Source organism: Parapedobacter tibetensis (assembly GCF_024704835.1).
GTDB lineage: Bacteria > Bacteroidota > Bacteroidia > Sphingobacteriales > Sphingobacteriaceae > Parapedobacter > Parapedobacter tibetensis.
The window spans coordinates 108,057-124,372 of the sequence record NZ_JAMXBE010000006.1 but is presented as its reverse complement, the minus strand read 5'-3'; the positions used below and the strand labels follow the sequence as shown (position 1 = coordinate 124,372).

Annotated in this window: 15 protein-coding genes; 12 read left to right on the top strand and 3 right to left on the bottom strand. The window is 46.4% G+C overall.

Annotated elements, in window-relative coordinates; genetic code table 11:
* Positions 1 to 8: 8 nt before the first annotated feature.
* Positions 9 to 1,877, bottom strand: coding sequence for a glycoside hydrolase family 2 protein (locus tag NF543_RS12025; RefSeq protein ID WP_257668375.1), 1,869 nt, complete (start codon positions 1,875 to 1,877; stop codon positions 9 to 11).
* 391 nt (positions 1,878 to 2,268) lie between these two features.
* Between NF543_RS12025 and NF543_RS12020 the strand changes: the two genes are divergently transcribed.
* The 3 genes from NF543_RS12020 to NF543_RS12010 all read left to right on the top strand — a co-directional run bounded on the left by NF543_RS12020 (position 2,269) and on the right by NF543_RS12010 (position 5,230).
* Complete coding sequence (locus NF543_RS12020; protein ID WP_257668374.1) at positions 2,269 to 2,607, top strand: hypothetical protein; 339 nt, start codon at positions 2,269 to 2,271, stop codon at positions 2,605 to 2,607.
* 193 nt (positions 2,608 to 2,800) lie between these two features.
* On the top strand, positions 2,801 to 4,432 hold the full coding sequence (locus tag NF543_RS12015) for a SulP family inorganic anion transporter (RefSeq protein WP_257668373.1): 1,632 nt from the start codon (positions 2,801 to 2,803) through the stop codon (positions 4,430 to 4,432).
* A 150-nt stretch (positions 4,433 to 4,582) separates the two neighbouring features.
* Complete coding sequence (locus tag NF543_RS12010) at positions 4,583 to 5,230, top strand: carbonic anhydrase (RefSeq protein ID WP_257668564.1); 648 nt, start codon at positions 4,583 to 4,585, stop codon at positions 5,228 to 5,230.
* 72 nt (positions 5,231 to 5,302) lie between these two features.
* Here the strand turns inward: NF543_RS12010 and pruA are convergent, their stop codons facing one another.
* Together pruA and NF543_RS12000 are read right to left on the bottom strand one after the other, a co-directional pair.
* Entirely contained in the window at positions 5,303 to 6,937 is a 1,635-nt protein-coding gene (gene pruA / locus NF543_RS12005) for an L-glutamate gamma-semialdehyde dehydrogenase (protein WP_257668372.1), read from the bottom strand.
* Positions 6,938 to 7,101: 164 nt separating this feature from the next.
* Positions 7,102 to 7,839 carry an RDD family protein gene (locus tag NF543_RS12000; RefSeq protein ID WP_257668371.1) on the bottom strand — a complete coding sequence of 246 codons (738 nt, stop codon included), beginning with the start codon at positions 7,837 to 7,839 and terminating at the stop codon, positions 7,102 to 7,104.
* 100 nt (positions 7,840 to 7,939) lie between these two features.
* Here NF543_RS12000 and NF543_RS11995 point away from each other — a divergent pair, with 100 nt between their 5' ends.
* Genes NF543_RS11995 through NF543_RS11955 form a run of 9 tightly spaced genes read left to right on the top strand, consistent with a single transcriptional unit; the run spans position 7,940 to position 16,313 of the window.
* The gene (locus NF543_RS11995; protein WP_257668370.1) at positions 7,940 to 8,917 is read left to right on the top strand and encodes a stage II sporulation protein M; all 978 of its coding nucleotides are present in this window, start codon (positions 7,940 to 7,942) and stop codon (positions 8,915 to 8,917) included.
* A complete protein-coding gene (locus NF543_RS11990) occupies positions 8,895 to 9,791 on the top strand; it encodes a hypothetical protein (protein WP_257668369.1) in 897 nt (298 codons plus the stop codon). Before NF543_RS11995 ends, NF543_RS11990 begins: the two co-directional genes overlap by 23 nt.
* Before the next feature lies 1 nt (position 9,792).
* Positions 9,793 to 10,527: a DUF4129 domain-containing protein gene (locus tag NF543_RS11985; RefSeq protein WP_257668368.1), complete on the top strand. Its 735-nt coding sequence runs from the start codon at positions 9,793 to 9,795 to the stop codon at positions 10,525 to 10,527.
* Positions 10,524 to 11,780 carry a DUF4350 domain-containing protein gene (locus NF543_RS11980; protein ID WP_257668367.1) on the top strand — a complete coding sequence of 419 codons (1,257 nt, stop codon included), beginning with the start codon at positions 10,524 to 10,526 and terminating at the stop codon, positions 11,778 to 11,780. The genes NF543_RS11985 and NF543_RS11980 overlap by 4 nt, the downstream gene beginning before the upstream one ends.
* The gene (locus tag NF543_RS11975; RefSeq protein ID WP_257668366.1) at positions 11,723 to 12,700 is read left to right on the top strand and encodes an AAA family ATPase; all 978 of its coding nucleotides are present in this window, start codon (positions 11,723 to 11,725) and stop codon (positions 12,698 to 12,700) included. Before NF543_RS11980 ends, NF543_RS11975 begins: the two co-directional genes overlap by 58 nt.
* A 39-nt stretch (positions 12,701 to 12,739) precedes the next feature.
* Positions 12,740 to 13,492, top strand: coding sequence for an ABC transporter ATP-binding protein (locus tag NF543_RS11970; RefSeq protein WP_257668365.1), 753 nt, complete (start codon positions 12,740 to 12,742; stop codon positions 13,490 to 13,492).
* Complete coding sequence (locus tag NF543_RS11965) at positions 13,485 to 14,774, top strand: ABC transporter permease (protein ID WP_257668364.1); 1,290 nt, start codon at positions 13,485 to 13,487, stop codon at positions 14,772 to 14,774. Before NF543_RS11970 ends, NF543_RS11965 begins: the two co-directional genes overlap by 8 nt.
* Before the next feature lie 7 nt (positions 14,775 to 14,781).
* Positions 14,782 to 15,192 carry an acyl-CoA thioesterase gene (locus NF543_RS11960; protein WP_257668363.1) on the top strand — a complete coding sequence of 137 codons (411 nt, stop codon included), beginning with the start codon at positions 14,782 to 14,784 and terminating at the stop codon, positions 15,190 to 15,192.
* Positions 15,189 to 16,313, top strand: coding sequence for a beta-ketoacyl-[acyl-carrier-protein] synthase family protein (locus NF543_RS11955; RefSeq protein ID WP_257668362.1), 1,125 nt, complete (start codon positions 15,189 to 15,191; stop codon positions 16,311 to 16,313). Before NF543_RS11960 ends, NF543_RS11955 begins: the two co-directional genes overlap by 4 nt.
* The last annotated feature ends 3 nt before the right edge of the window (positions 16,314 to 16,316 follow it).

Sequence of the window (16,316 nt, the reverse complement as noted above, 5' to 3'; positions counted from 1 at the left end):
AATGCGATTTAATCAACAGTAATTTTATACAGTTGCTGATGCCATTTATATAACTCCGCTTCTGGCATTTTGATGACTCGTCGGTCATAGGTAATCAGCCCGTTGGTCTCTACTTCCACATCGGTGGTTTGTGTGTATACTGCTGCAGATAGCCCCAAGGGGATTAGGCGTGCCAAATCTTTCACCAACCCTTGGTAACGGCCTTTCAATTCATCGGCATTCTTAAAACTTTGGTAACCCCAATTATCCTTGTTCTGCCAAGTATGCCCCTCCACCGGCAGCCCTAAACCACCAAACTCACCAAGGACCAATATTCGCTTATCGCCAAACAATTCGGGTCTTGGCATCATGGCATCCGGATAGTTATGGATGTCAAGAATGTGTCCGGTCGGAAAGAAATTCCCTCCGCTTGCACTATTCACCAAGCGTGAGGGATCGTATCCCATAGTCCACTCCGTGATTTCTTTGGTCTTGAACTGCCCCCACGCTTCGTTGAAAGGCACCCATACGACAATGCTAGGGAAATTATGGAGCGCATCCATGATGGCTTTCCATTCTTTCCGGTAGATGGCTTCTGATTCGGGGCTCCTGTCTTTGTCGTGCTGACGGCCCGAAGTGATCCCTGGCCTCATATCCCAATGGTTGCCGCCCAAATCCCCGCTTGGCATATCTTGCCATACCAACAATCCGAGCTTATCGCAATGGTAGTACCATCGGGCAGGCTCTACCTTGATGTGCTTGCGGATCATGTTGAAACCCATTGCCTTGGTCTTCTCCACATCGAAACGCAAGGCCTCATCCGTAGGGGCGGTATACAATCCATCAGGCCACCAGCCTTGGTCGAGCGGGCCATACTGGAACACGAATTCATTGTTAAGCAACATCCGTTGGATGCCTTTTGCGTCCGTTCCCATTGATAGCTTACGCATGGCAAAATAGGAAGACACCTCATCTACTGGTTTTCCTTTGCGCAGTATGGACACTTTCAGGTCGTAGAGGAAAGGGTTCGATGGCGACCACAACTCCGGATTGTTTAGCTTCAATGATGCTTGCTCACCAGCGGCGACTGTTTCTTCAGCAATTTTCTCTTGCCCTTTCCAAGCAGAAACCTGTATATGGTCGCCCGCTTTCGCTCCCTCCACCGCGGTTCGCACCAATAAGGTGCTTTCATCGATATTAGGTGTATGTTTGGTAGCGACAATGTGTGTTTCAGGCACTCCTTCCAGCCATACCGTCTGCCAGATGCCGGTAACTGGCGTATACCATATTCCATGCGGTCGAACCACTTGTTTGCCATTGGGCTGCGGCCCCTCATCCGTGGGATCCCATACACCCACCACGATTTCCTGCTTTGCTCCTTTCGTTAAGTACGACGTAATGTCAAACGAAAATGGGTCAAAGCCTCCTTCATGCGTACCTACTTGCTGCCCATTCACATATACTTCGCAGCGCCAATCCACAGCGCCGAAATGCAATAGGACACGTTGGCCGCGAATTTTCTTGTCAATATCCACGGTTCTACGATACCATAACGAGCTGTCTTTGCCCACTGTCTTTCCCACTCCGGAAAGCGCAGACTCTACTGGATAGGGCACTAGTATTTGTTCGTCATAACCGGTAGGAGCCGCACCAAGCTTGCCCGGCTGTATACGATAATCCCAAAGCCCATTGAGGCTCTGCCACCCGTTGCGTACCAAATGAGGGCGTGGGTACTCGGGAAGGGGGCTAGCAGCATCAATATCTGCTACCCATGGCGACTTGATTTTATCCCCAACAGGTTGCCATGCTGAGGGCTGTTGGGCCATAAGTTGCCCAATGTGGGTGGAAAGAAAGCATAACAAAAGTAACGTGTATTTCATGTTCTTCGACTTTTCCATAATATTGTTTATAACGATTGAACTTCCATCACCTTCAATCGGTGAAATTTACTACTTCTTTACTCGCCCAACATATCACCTCGGCTTACATGGTTGAAGGGCAAAGCTGGACAAAACAACAGATAAAAAATGATTTCACTTCAGCTATTTGTCTCATTATTTCCACATATTGTCTTAAAAAGCTACCTAAAATTCATTGGTTAAGCCTTGTAGATTTTTGCAGGCTGGCCTAATAGAAACAAACCGACGAGGCACTCTTAAATTCAAATCATTTTAATGTAAATTTGTTAAAATAACATTATATTATTGTGCTTTTTGTAACATTTTGCATAAGATTTTATAATTATACACAGGTTTTTCTATAAATTTGCGGTAATTAGTCACATAACATATGTCGACCAAAATAAAAAGGAAATTATACGCAAAATTATTTTTCGCCATCTTCTTTGCAAAGATGCTCATTTTCACTGCACCGATTTTTATCCACAATTGTGATAAAAAGGCGATAATGCAGGTCATTTTACAACTTGAGATTGAAAACAATAATGGTAAATCTGGCCTTGGAGATCAAGGAAAGGATTTATTTCTGAAACATTATTCCAAAGTACCTACTTATCCGAATTTGCTGGCACCTCATGCTGATCTAGTCAGCTTGGATTTCATCACTGATGATGAACGTGATAGCTGTCCGTTCTACCCCTCGGTGCCCACCCCCCCTCCTAACTGCTAAGTGCATTTATTGTTGTCTAGCCGGTGTTAGTATACCGGCGGGCCATTCGTCAGGGAAATATTTCGTTCCATACAAGGATGATTTATATTGGTGTATCATGTACGTGATTGCATGCATGTTTCCAATAGTCGTTCGGGGCGGAGTATGTAGAAGTATGTAGAATTAACTTAGTATAATTAATTACGTAATCAATATGTTTGGTACACGTACGTCCGCGTTTTTGAAATTATCAAAGCGGGATTTGAAATATGATTTTCCGGCAAGTATCGTGGTCTTCCTCGTGGCCTTGCCGTTATGTCTGGGGATAGCGCTGGCTTCCGGTGCGCCGCTATTCTCCGGTCTATTGAGCGGAATTATCGGGGGAATTGTCATCGCCTCCTTCAGCGGTTCGCAGCTTAGCGTAAGCGGGCCCGCGGCGGGCCTTGCCGTCATCGTCTTGGGCGCCATTGAGCAGTTGGGAGCCTTCGAAACGTTCCTATTGGCCGTTTTGCTTGCTGGAGTAATCCAGTTTGCCTTGGGCATCATTAAAGCAGGAATGATTGGAAACTATTTTCCGTCATCCGTCATCATCGGGATGTTAGCCGGCATCGGCATTATCATCATTCTCAAGCAACTGCCCCATGCGGTGGGGTACGATGATTCCAGCTTCTTCGGCGAGGAGAGCTTTGTTCAACTGAATAATGAGAATACATTCTCCGCATTGCAAAAAGCCTTAGGGGCGATCAACTATGGAGCGTTTATCATCTGTGCGATTTCATTGGCCACGCTGATTGTCTGGCCGAAGTTCAAGAAATTGAGCATCGTGCCCGCGCCGCTAATTGTAGTGATCATTGGCGTATTGCTGAGCTTACTCTTCGTTGGCAGCGATTTCGAATTGGCCCAGAATCACATGGTGGTTATTCCAGTAGTCAATTCATTTAATGAATTTACGGGGTTGTTTACCTTCCCCGACTTTACGCAGATTGCCAATAAAGACGTTTGGATTGCGGCTTTCACCATTGCGATTATTGCGAGTTTGGAAACATTGCTTAGCTTGGAAGCCGTGGATAAAATCGATCCATTCAAACGGGTCTCCCCCACCAACCGGGAACTAATGGCTCAAGGCGTTGGCAATATGACCTCCGGATTGGTTGGTGGCCTGCCGTTGACCGCGGTTATCGTGCGGTCTTCCGCCAACGTAAATGCCGGTGGCCGCACTAGGCAAAGTGCCATTCTCCATGGGGTGTGGTTAATATTAGCGGTGCTGCTTATCCCAATCATCATTAATCTCATCCCGTTGGCGTGTCTGGCAGCCATCCTGCTGCATACCGGGTACAAGCTGGCAAAGCCCTCGTCGTTCAAACAGATGTGGCATAAGGGGCTCGACCAATTTGTACCGTTCTTCGTCACGATTGTTGCCGTTGTTTTCACCGATTTGCTTACCGGCGTCGGAGTTGGCCTGTTCGTAGCCATGTTCTATATCCTGCGGAACAACCTTTCCAATGCATTTGAATATGATATCGATGAAAACGAAGAAGGTGCAAAAATCACCATCAGCCTTGCTGAAGAGGTGACGTTCCTCAATAAAGCTGCCATACAAAAATCACTTTATAACCTACCCAAGCGCATCAACGAAATCGTCATCGACGGTTCACACAGCCGCTTTATTGATAAGGATGTCATCGAGGTTATTAAGGATTTCGAACAAAATGCAGTAAGCAAGGGACGCACCATTGAACTGGTTGGCATCGTGAACAAGAAAAATGTGCCGAACATCAAACGTTTCACACAAGCCATCATGAAAAATAACATTCCCAAGAAAGAAATCATCAAACAACAACAGTGAGGTGTATAAAAATAAGCTATTGTGATTAACTTAGCAAAATCACACGTGGTCGGCGCATGGCCAATTACGTTTTTGTAACATTAAGTTAATGATATCAAACAATTATCAATTAAATAACAATTAAAACCATACAATATGTTGAAGAAACAAATGGATAACCCCGTATTAAAAGCAAGTTTCGAAAAAATATTAGCTGGTAATCAAGCTTGGGTGAAGCAGGTGGAGGAAGATACCTCCGGTAAATTCAAGCAACTGGCAAAAGGGCAACATCCGGAAATCCTTTGGATAGGCTGTGCCGATAGTCGTGTTCCGGCTAACCAGATAACTAATACATTACCGGGCGAAGTGTTTGTGCACCGCAACATTGCCAATATGTGTGTGCATTCCGATATGAACATGCTCAGTGTATTGGACTATGCCGTGAATGTGCTTAAAGTAAAACACGTCATTGTAGCGGGCCACTATGGCTGCGGCGGCGTTGCCGCCTCGCTGAGCCGCAAGCAGTTCGGGATCATAGACAACTGGCTATGTCATATCAAAGATGTATACCGGTTCCATAGCGAGGAAATAGATGCTATTGAAAATGAGGAGGAAAAAGTGAACCGTTTGGTTGAGCTCAACGTCGCAGAGCAGGTATCCAACCTGTGTTCCACTTCGATTATTCAAAATGCCTGGAAAGAGCGGGATGATTTGGCCGTGCATGGCATGGTTATCGATATCGCTACGGGCAAACTGATTGATCTGGATATCACCGTTACCGATAGCGAGGGACTGGGCAAAGTATTTGCTTATCATTAATCGGTGTAAACGCGAGTAATCTTATAAAACGACAAAGGCGGCTTTTAGGCCGCCTTTGTCGTTTTATAATCATTATTCCTGCTCCAGGAATGGATACCGATAGTCCGTGGGCGGATCGAACGTTTCCTTGATGGTACGTGGCGATACCCAACGTAATAAGTTAATCATTGAACCTGCCTTGTCATTCGTGCCTGAACCCCTTGCGCCTCCAAAAGGCTGTTGCCCGACCACGGCACCGGTACATTTATCATTGATGTAGAAGTTTCCGGCAGCATTGCGTAGGGCATGCGCGGCTTGGTCAATGGCATAACGATCTTGTGCGATAACTGCCCCGGTAAGGGCATAAATGGATGTTTGATCGATCAATTGCAAGGTTTCTTCCCATTTTTTATCCTCATAGACATAAACCGTCAGTACTGGCCCAAAAAGCTCTTCGCACATGGTTACATAGTCCGGTTTCTTGGCCAGGATAACCGTGGGATGAATATAATAACCTTCGCTTTTGTCATAGGTACCCCCTACTACGATTTCAGCATCCTTGTCTTTCTTGGCGCTATCTATGTATTTCGCCAATTTGTCAAACGATTTCTCGTCAATGACCGCATTGATAAAGTTGCTGAAATCATCCGCAGGGCCTATCTTGAACGATGAGACGTCCTTCACGATGAGTTTCTTGAGTGTAGGCCACAATGATTTGGGAATATATACCCTGGAAGCGGCTGAGCATTTTTGCCCTTGATATTCAAAGGCTCCCCTCATAATCGCCGTTGCGGCTGCCTCGACATGCGCAGAATGGTGTATCAAAATAAAATCTTTTCCTCCCGTTTCCCCCACAATCCGTGGATAGGATTTATATTGGTGGATATTTTCGCCTATTGTTTTCCAGATATGCTGGAATACCCCAGTGGAACCCGTAAAATGGATGCCTGCAAAATCAGGATGTTTGAAAATTACATCTCCAGCGTCAGGCCCCGATACATAAACGAGGTTAATTACCCCATCGGGCACGCCGGCTTCCCTGAATACTTCCATCAGTACATTTGCTGAATAAATCTGGGTGTTTGCTGGCTTCCATACCACCACATTGCCCATCATCGCTGCTGAAGTGGGCAGATTGCCCGCTATGGCTGTAAAATTGAATGGTGTAAGCGCAAAAACGAAGCCCTCTAACGGGCGTTGTTCCAGTCTATTCCAATTTCCCCTCGGTGAAATGGGAGGTTGCTGGGCATAGATTTCGCTCATGTATTTAACATTGAACCGAAGGAAATCCACGATCTCACAAGCGGAATCAATTTCAGCTTGGAAGGCATTTTTTGATTGCCCCAGCATCGTGGCCGCATTGAGTTTATAACGATATGGCCCCGCTATGAGGTCGGCCGCTTTGAGGAAAATAGCAGCCCGTTGTTCCCATGCCAAGTTTTCCCAAGCTGCCTTTGCCGCCAAAGCTGCCTCAATCGCGGCTTTTACATGGCTTTTGTTGCCTTGGTGGTATTTGCCTAGCACGTGTTTGTGCTGATGTGGAGGGCGTATGGCCGTTGTTTTCTTCGTACGCACCTCTTCGCCCCCGATATACATGGGGATATCTATTTGCGCTGCAAGGGCGGTTTGAACGGCCTGTTGCAGCAATTGCCTTTCCTTGCTGCCCGCGGCATATGACAATATCGGCTCATTTACCGGATTCGGGACATTGAAAAAACCTTTTAACATGGTATCTATCTTTTTGGTACGAGGCTACAAAGCTACCAAAACCCATGCGACTCCGCAATTTATTTTGGCAAGAAAGAGGGTAGGTGGATTTGGGATAATGGTTTAAAATAAAAGAAGGATTAATTTCATCAATACGCTCTAGGTATGAAAACAAAACAAATACATTAGGCATCCCGTGCGGTAATAAAGTTATAATCCTTTACCACGGTATGGAGAAACTGCATCTCATTCATCCCTTGTGGGATTTGTATCTTCAGGTGATTCTTGAGCTTGTTCGCCATATTATAGATAAGCAGGTTGTTTCCCGATTTCGTGAAGTTCTGTAGCACTTCATGGATCAGCTCCATATCTCGGTCGCTCAGCTGGCCGATTTCAGGGAACAACGGTTGATAATCGTCGCTCACCAACGGCCTAAACGCTACAGCCGATAATTGTGTGCGTGGCGTAGTCTTGATGAGGGTGGTGTGTGCGACGATATCACCTATTCGCTGTTTGTTTTTGGTGGCAGCAACCGATATAATCGCCCCTACGCCGCTCGTGAGCACAAAATCAACAATCCTAAATAACCAACGGAGCAAATATTGACCAATGGTGGGTTGAGTTCCATCGAGGCTGATGACCCTGATTTTCATGGCGCGCTTGCCTACACTCTGACCATTGAAGAAAACCTCGCATACCAAATCATAAAACACATACAGCAGCGCATAGATTACCAACAACACCACAAAGCCCACCTCACTGGCACCAGTCCCTGCTAAAATTCCAACAAAAATGACCCCCGCCAAGTAAAGCAAAATAAATATGCCCATATCAATAAACCATGCAGCTATACGCTCGCCCAATCCGGCGACATCGTATTCAATGTCTATATTCTGGGTGGTACTTACTTCAATGGTATTCATAATCGCAAATATAATATAACTTTTCATCTAAGTTTGGGCTGGATATTGACTGCTATTTCCTATTTTTATCGCCAATCTATTGACCGCAAGTGATTGAAGTATGCGTGAGGCATTATTTGTAAAGCAAAATGCAACCAAGTGGGAACAGTATGAAAGCATGCAGTCGAGCTCACCGGACGAGCTGGCCGACCGTTTTATTGCCATTACGGATGATCTTGCTTATGCCAAAACGTTCTATCCAAAATCCAAAACCACAGCATACCTAAACGGGCTGGCTGCGAGGCTGCATCAATCCATTTATCGAAATAAGCGCGAAAAAAGGGGACGTTTCATTACATTCTGGAAGCAGGAATTACCATTACTGTTCAAAAAGCATGAAAAACCGCTCCTATATGCGTTCTTATTTTTTATAATTTTTTGCCTCATGGGGGCGCTGTCTGCCAAGTATGATGATACCTTTGTACGGCTCATCATGGGCGACGGCTATGTGAACATGACCAACCAAAATATTGAAAATGGCGATCCCTTTGGGGTATATAAGAAAATGGATGCTTTTGAAATGTTTTTCTATATCGCTATCAACAACATTTGGGTATCATTCGTGGCATTTGTCCTAGGTGTCTTTTTTTCCGTAGGCACCGTATATATGCTCATTCGCAACGGCATCATGCTTGGCTCATTCCAATATTATTTCTTCAGCAAAGGGCTGGGCTGGGATTCCGTATTGGTCATTTGGATCCATGGTACGCTTGAAATTTCAGCCATCGTGATTGCAGGGGCAGCCGGTTTGGTTTTAGGCAATAGTATCTTGTTCCCTAAAACGTATAGTCGCATGGATTCTTTCAGACAGGGTGCCAAAGACGGGCTCAAGATCGTCATTGGGCTGATTCCCATATTTATAATAGCGGCCTTCCTTGAGGGCTACGTAACCCGGCATACCAGTATGCCTGCATGGGTGAGTTGTTCGATATTGGCCACTTCGCTCGCTTTCATCATCTGGTATGTGATTATTTACCCCAATCGATTACATCAATCCATCACCTTATCCTCCGCAAATGGAACAGAAAATAGAATTTAGCCGTACACGAGATTTTGGCGAAATCATCAATGACAGCATCGGTTTTGTAAAGCAAAATTTCAAAGCATTATTTATACCGCTGTTATATATATGTTCGTTTTTCATCCTAGCCTCCATAGCCAACGGTATTGTCTTGCAAATACGGTTAACCAATTTATTCGGTGTAACAAGGGCATCCGTATTTCCGGGGTTAGGTGGCGAGGGTGATTTTAGTTCCGTATTCGGGATTGATTACCTGCTGAGTATTTTGTTCTATTTTCTCACCTACACCATGGTGCAGCTGGTCACCCTGTGCTATATCCGCTTGTATAAATCGGGCGACAATACCGCGCCGACCAAAGAAGCGGTTTGGGCCCTGTCCAAAATACATCTGCTCCGCTTTGTCTTTCTCTCATTCCTTTTATTTGTCCTACAATTAATTGCCATAGCGTTGTGCATCTTGCCAGGAATTTACTTCTTCCCTATCGCCAGCCTAATATACGTCATGATCATCATGGATGATGCCGGCTTTGAGCAGGCGTTTAGCCGGGGTTTCACCCTAATCAAAGACAACTGGTGGAAAACATTCGGGGCGCTGTTTGTCGTAGGACTTATTGCCTATTTCGCTGTAAGCCTTTTTGCCCTACCGGGAACCGTGCTCACGCTGAGTGGTTTTTTCTTTGGTGAATCGCCCCATCTCGTGCTCACCGGATCCATCATCAACGTGGTGGCACAGTCATTCGGGATGCTGCTCTATACCTTACCCACGATCACGGCAGCGATTTGCTATTTCAGCCTCAGCGAAGAAAAAGAAGGCACCGGCTTGATGGAACGTATCGAAACCTTGGGCACGGACACCAGAACAGACACAAACCACCCAGACGAAGAATATTGATATGCGGAATCACCTGTATTACTTATGGCTCTTGTTTTGGTTGTGCGGCAATGCCACCCATCCGGCCTATGCTGATACAGCGAAAAAGGATAGCCTACCGGCTACGATTGTGCATGATTCTTCTGCGCTAACCATCCGCGAGTTTGACAAAGCTGCAATAGACAGATTTCGTGCCAACCCCGACTTCCAATATGACAAACAGCAACTTGACCTATCGTGGTGGCAACGCTTCAAGCGGTGGGTGAAGTATAAAATTTTTGAACTGATGACCAAAGAAGGCTCTTGGTCGTTGTTGAAAAACACCATCATTGTATTGGGAATTGTTGCCCTGCTTTACCTGATCATGAAGCTGCTTGGAATGGATATGGCCAGCCTATTCTCCCGAAATGCAAAATCCACCGGCTTAGCGTATACGGAGCACATCGAGGACATCCACGGTATCGATTTTGATGCGGAATTGTCAAAGGCCATCGAAACACGCAATTACCGGTTGGCCGTACGGCTATTATACCTTGATTGCCTGAAGAAACTCAGCAGCTACCAGCTCATCGACTGGCAACCCGCCAAAACCAATACCGCCTATGTAAACGAACTGAGTGACGCCGATTTACATACTGGATTTAAACAACTTACCCGTCAATTTGAATACGTCTGGTATGGTGATTTCGGTATTGACCAGCAACGCTTCATGCAAGTGCATGAAGCGTTCCAGCAATTCGACAAGCAACTGAAATGAAGGATCTGAAGCTATATACCCTGGTTGCTTTGTTGGCATTGGGAGGTTTCCTATATATCCAGTATAATAGACCATCTCCTACAAATTGGAGTAAAACGTATGTGAGAACTGATAAAATTCCCTATGGTACTTATATCTTACACCAAGAGTTACCGCGCCTTTTTGGCGATATCAGTGTGAAGCCTTATCAAAAGAGGGTATATAACACCATTGAAGAGTTTGGTGATTCCGCTGATGGCTATATGATTATAGCTCCCCAAATAGATACCGACGTACCAGATTATGAAAAAATAATCAACTATGTGGAACAGGGAAATGATATGCTCATGGCCACTTATGAATATAGCCCTGTCTTTGCCGACAGCCTTGGCCTACGACCATCGGGTGGGTTTTCGTTGGGGGATGATAGCCTCACGGCAGTAAGTTTCACTAACCCCAACCTCAATCCTGCTAAAAAGTACCGTTATGATAGGCATATCGGATCCGATTACTTCGCTAAGTTTGACACAACAAGGACGGTGGTGTTGGCCTCCAATGATAAAGGGAATGCCATATTCCTGCGCTATAAAATAGGCCAGGGAAATCTTTATTTGCTTTCCTCTCCTGACTATTTCACCAATTACGCATTGCTTACCACCGACGGCGCTGAATTTGCCGCAAAGGCACTTTCATACCTACACCCCACAAAGCAGATCATTTGGGACGACTACCAAACCTTGGGGGATCTGGGGCAACAATCACCTATACGGGTATTCCTCAATGACAGGAACTTACGTCCAGCCTATTTTATTGCCTTATTCAGCCTGCTGGCTTTCGTACTTTATGGCATCAAACGGCGCCAACGGGTCATCCCCATTGCAGACCCCTTGAAAAATACCAGCATCGAGTTTGCCAAGGTGGTAAGCTCCGTATACTACCACCAACGTGACAACCGCGACATCCTTGCCAAGCAATACATCTATTTCATGGAGTATTTGCGTACTACCTACCGTATTGAAGGCACATATTCGCAAATGAAAACCAATGAACCCGATATGGCTTTCGTGCAGCAGCTTAGTGCTCGATCCGGCGTAGATGAACGTGTCGTGCTACGCATCATACAAGGCATGCACGATGTGCATAGCGGTAATAAGATTGACGACAATACACTGATTGCCTATAACCGGTATATCGAAGATTTTTATCAACAGACATTATGGAAGAACAACATTTCGAACAACGCACGGACCTTAGCCGGCTCAACGAAGCAGTAGAACAAATAAGGCAGACACTGGCCACCACCATCGTAGGACAACGGGAAATGGTAGACCTGCTCATTGCGGGCATCCTTGCAGATGGGCATATCCTTATCGAGGGTGTGCCAGGTGTTGCCAAAACACTCAGTGCCAAGTTGATTGCTAAATGCATAGATGCGACGTTTTCCCGAATACAATTCACGCCAGATCTCATGCCTTCGGATGTATTGGGTACATCGGTGTTCAATCCCAAGGAAAACGAATTCAGATTCAAACGCGGCCCCATCTTCGGCAACATCATCCTGGTGGATGAAATCAATCGCTCGCCCGCTAAAACGCAGGCGGCATTGTTTGAGGTGATGGAAGAACGGCAGGTGACCATGGATGGGCATACTTACAAGATGGAGGAACCTTTTGTAGTGCTGGCCACCCAAAACCCCATTGAACAGGAAGGTACTTACCGGCTACCGGAAGCGCAATTAGACCGTTTCCTGTTCAAAATAGAGGTTGGCTATCCCACACTGGAAGAAGAAGCCCTGATATTGGCAGGTCACCATGCTCAAAAACTGGATGAGAAAATCGCCGAAATAAAACCGATACTTGGCACCTCCGCTATCGATGCGTACCGTAAAACGGTGAAAGGTCTCCATGTGGAAGCGAAACTCTTGGAATTTATCGCCCGTATCGTACACGAAACACGCAACCATAAATCACTCTACCTCGGAGCATCGCCGCGTGCGTCATTGGCCATTGCCAACAGTGCAAAAGCGATAGCGGTCATGGATAACCGCGACTTCATTACACCTGACGATATCATCAGGGTAGCGCCGGCCGTATTGCGCCATCGCCTCATCCTTACACCGGAGCGCGAAATGGAAGGCGTGACTACAGATGACGTGGTCAAACAAATCATTAAAGGGATAGAGGTACCTAGGTGATTTTACCATAAATTCATCAACTTTCGTTATTTTCGCCGGATGGAGGAAATCATTCGGGTAGGCGACTTATCAAAGAGGTATGCTGGCAGCGGTAGGTATGCTTTGAACAAGCTGTCGCTTTCCATCGCGAAAAATGAGATTTTTGGCCTGCTTGGCCCTAACGGAGCAGGCAAGACCACCTTGATTTCCATCTTATGTGGGATGGTTAAACCAACATCCGGGGAGCTATGGTTCGACAGCATGCCCTACCGACAACACCGTCGAAGGATACAACAGCAAATCGGTGTTGTACCACAGGAATATGCCCTATACCCTACGCTTACTGCCACAGAAAACTTATATTACTTCGGAAGCCTATACGGACTTCGCTCGTCAGATTTGAAGCAACGCATAGCTGATGGGTTGGAGCGCGTTGGACTATCGGATTTCGCGAAAAGGCCCATCAAAACGTTCTCTGGAGGTATGCAACGGCGGGTCAACATTTTAGCCGGTATCCTGCACCAACCCCATGTATTGTTTCTCGACGAACCTACCGTAGGTGTCGATGTGCATTCCAAAGAAGTCATCATGAAATTGCTCAAGGAACTCAATACCCAGGGCACCACCATTATTTATAGTTCGCATCATCTCAATGAAGCCCAGCAGTTCTGCACAAAAATCGCGATTATAGATGAAGGGAAAATTATAGTGGAAGGCCAACCACAACAGCTTATCTCAGCTGTCGCTGGCGCTACCACCCTGGAAAATGTATTCATCCACCTCACCGGAAGCCAACTTAGGGATTATGCGTAAACTCATGGTATCCGCTTATAAAGAAATCATGTTGCTCCTGCGCGATTGGGGAGGGTTGGCCATTCTGTTTTTCATGCCCTCCGTGCTTATCATCACCATCACTCTTATCCAGGAAAGCACATTTAAAGCGGTGGGCGAATCGGCATTACCTATTGTGTTAGTCGATGAGGATCAGGGCGAAATAGGCAGCCTGATAGCCCAAAACATGGCAAAAGCACCCAATGTACAGTTGATTGATGAAATCGATGGCAAGCCGCTTTCCGATGCACAGGCCCGCGCCTTGGTGAGCGACGGCAAATATCAGATTGCCCTTGTCATCCCCAAAGGGATCAGTGAGGAATTGAATGAGAAGGTAAATCATAATGTGGACAAAATCTTGGGCGAATTTTCGCTGACCGAAGCAGATACCAGCACCAAGAAACAAGAAAAAACGACCTGGGAGGTCAAGGAAATCACGATCTATTTTGATCCCGCCGCAGGCCAAACATTTCGAAATTCGATGAAAAACAGCATCGAACAAATGCTGTCAAAGGTGGAAGTCGAAAAGATATACGCCGTCTTCCAAGGTCAAATGGGTATGGATAATGACCCGGCTTTGTTGAACGACGAAATCATCACGTTCCGGGAAGTCATTGCCCAAAAGGGTAAAGATGGTATCATCCCTAATGCCGTGCAGCATAATGTGCCTGCCTGGATCTTGTTTGGCATATTCTTCATTGTGGTACCTTTAGGGATAAACCTCGTCAAAGAGAAAAATCTGGGAACCTACATCAGGCTACGAACCAGCCCTGTTTCCTACGCCATCATCCTGGGTGGAAAAATCATCACATACACCGTCATCTGCCTCATCCAATTCGTCTTGATGCTGCTTATCGCCAAATACATCTTCCCACTCATCGGGCTCATTGAATTCGATCCCGGCCCGAAACTTCCAGTGATGGTGCTAATCGCTTTTGTCTCTGGCCTTGCCGCCATCGGACTGGGTATCCTCATTGGTACCGTTGCTGAGACTCAGGAACAGTCTGCGCCTTTCGGGGCCATTTTCGTCATTATCTTAGCTGCACTCGGTGGCGTGTGGGTACCTACGTTCATCATGCCTGAAATCATGCAAAAGGTGTCCGCGTTTTCGCCCATGAACTGGGGTATATCGGCTTTTTATGATGTTATCCTACGCAATGGTACAGCTGCGGATATCGCACAACCCCTTTGCTATTTACTTTTGTTTTTCGCCGTTACCATGACGGCCGCTATTTTTTATGATAAACGCCACCAAGCCAACTGATAAAATCATGCTCAAGCACACCACCAAATTCCGTGTACGATTCAGTGAAACAGACCCCTTGGGGATTGTGTGGCATGGGCACTACATCACCTATTTCGAGGACGGTAGGGAAGCGTTCGGCGAAGCATTTGGCATCTCCTACCAACACATCAGGAATAGTGGCTTCCTTGCTCCGATGGTCAAATGTACCTGCGAATATAAATCACCACTTCGGCATGGCGATTGGGCCGAAGTCGAAACGGTCTTCGTGGACAATCCCGCGGCAAAAATGATATTCCGCTATACCATACTAAACAAGGATCGTCTGGTAGTGGCCACAGGGGAGACCATACAGGTCTTCACGGATTCCAATGGTGAACTCGTACTGTCTAATCCATCGTTTTTTGTGGATTGGAAAGCAAAACATGGATTAACATGAAAGATGTATTTGTCGTCGGCGACCATATCATCTCTCCTTTAGGGATTGGAAGCCAGGTGAATGTTGAGCAAATCACGGCCGGCAATACCGCCATCCGCCGTGTTGACGACCAACAGCTTTGCGCCCACCCGTTTTTTGCAGCGCTTATTGACGATAGCCAATGGGATGGCGAAATCGAAAACACCCAACGTTATACCCGCCTCGAAAAACTGTTCATTCTTTCGCTGCAAGCACTCATTGACCAATATCGAATCCCATTGGATAGGCGTACGTTGGTCTTGCTGTCTACCACCAAGGGAAATGTTTCCTTATTGCACAGCCCTATGGGCAGGACTTTCCCTAAGGAACGCGTACATTTAGCTGTTATGGCCGATGAAATCCAGCGGTATTTCGGATTGGAAAACCGGATTATCACGATTTCCAATGCTTGCATCTCTGGATCTTTGGCCATTTCAGTGGCACGGCAGCTCCTGCAAGGCAACGATTACGAACGAGCCCTTGTGGTAGGTGGTGACGAAATATCCAAATTCATCGTATCAGGTTTTGATGCCTTCCAAGCGCTGGCTGATGAACCCTGCCGTCCCTTTGATCGTGATCGAAACGGCTTGAACCTTGGGGAGGCCATTGCGGCCATGTACCTTTCCAAGTCGCCCACTGATGGTGCCATCAACGTGTCGGGTACGAGTTCTTATAATGATGCCAACCACATTTCAGGCCCATCCCGCACAGGAGAAGGATTGTACCAGAGCATCCGGGCTGCCCTAATAGAAGCAGGAGAACCAACTGTCGATTTTATTTCGGCCCACGGCACAGCCACTCCCTACAATGATGAAATGGAAGCTATAGCCCTACAACGGTGCAAGCTCTCAGATATTCCTTTGCATAGCCTCAAAGGCTACTATGGCCACACGTTAGGCGCGAGCGGCCTGCTGGAGACCATCCTTGGCATCCACGCTCTCAAAAACAACCTGTTGATTCCATCCATTGGCTTTGAGCACCAAGGCACGACCCAACGGTTGAATATTATCAAGAAAAACACGCCGCAACTATTGAACACGTTCCTGAAAACAGCTTCGGGTTTCGGTGGTTGTAACATCGCTTCGGTTTTCAAAAAAATATAGTCC

Excerpts from the sequence above, each read along its gene's own strand:
- NF543_RS12025 (WP_257668375.1), bottom strand. The coding sequence starts at position 1,877 with ATGGAAAAGTCGAAGAACATGAAATACACGTTACTTTTGTTATGCTTT.
- NF543_RS12020 (WP_257668374.1), top strand. The coding sequence starts at position 2,269 with ATGTCGACCAAAATAAAAAGGAAATTATACGCAAAATTATTTTTCGCC.
- NF543_RS12015 (WP_257668373.1), top strand. The coding sequence starts at position 2,801 with ATGTTTGGTACACGTACGTCCGCGTTTTTGAAATTATCAAAGCGGGAT.
- NF543_RS12010 (WP_257668564.1), top strand. The coding sequence starts at position 4,583 with ATGGATAACCCCGTATTAAAAGCAAGTTTCGAAAAAATATTAGCTGGT.
- pruA (WP_257668372.1), bottom strand. The coding sequence starts at position 6,937 with ATGTTAAAAGGTTTTTTCAATGTCCCGAATCCGGTAAATGAGCCGATA.
- NF543_RS12000 (WP_257668371.1), bottom strand. The coding sequence starts at position 7,839 with ATGAATACCATTGAAGTAAGTACCACCCAGAATATAGACATTGAATAC.
- NF543_RS11995 (WP_257668370.1), top strand. The coding sequence starts at position 7,940 with ATGCGTGAGGCATTATTTGTAAAGCAAAATGCAACCAAGTGGGAACAG.
- NF543_RS11990 (WP_257668369.1), top strand. The coding sequence starts at position 8,895 with ATGGAACAGAAAATAGAATTTAGCCGTACACGAGATTTTGGCGAAATC.
- NF543_RS11985 (WP_257668368.1), top strand. The coding sequence starts at position 9,793 with ATGCGGAATCACCTGTATTACTTATGGCTCTTGTTTTGGTTGTGCGGC.
- NF543_RS11980 (WP_257668367.1), top strand. The coding sequence starts at position 10,524 with ATGAAGGATCTGAAGCTATATACCCTGGTTGCTTTGTTGGCATTGGGA.
- NF543_RS11975 (WP_257668366.1), top strand. The coding sequence starts at position 11,723 with ATGGAAGAACAACATTTCGAACAACGCACGGACCTTAGCCGGCTCAAC.
- NF543_RS11970 (WP_257668365.1), top strand. The coding sequence starts at position 12,740 with ATGGAGGAAATCATTCGGGTAGGCGACTTATCAAAGAGGTATGCTGGC.
- NF543_RS11965 (WP_257668364.1), top strand. The coding sequence starts at position 13,485 with ATGCGTAAACTCATGGTATCCGCTTATAAAGAAATCATGTTGCTCCTG.
- NF543_RS11960 (WP_257668363.1), top strand. The coding sequence starts at position 14,782 with ATGCTCAAGCACACCACCAAATTCCGTGTACGATTCAGTGAAACAGAC.
- NF543_RS11955 (WP_257668362.1), top strand. The coding sequence starts at position 15,189 with ATGAAAGATGTATTTGTCGTCGGCGACCATATCATCTCTCCTTTAGGG.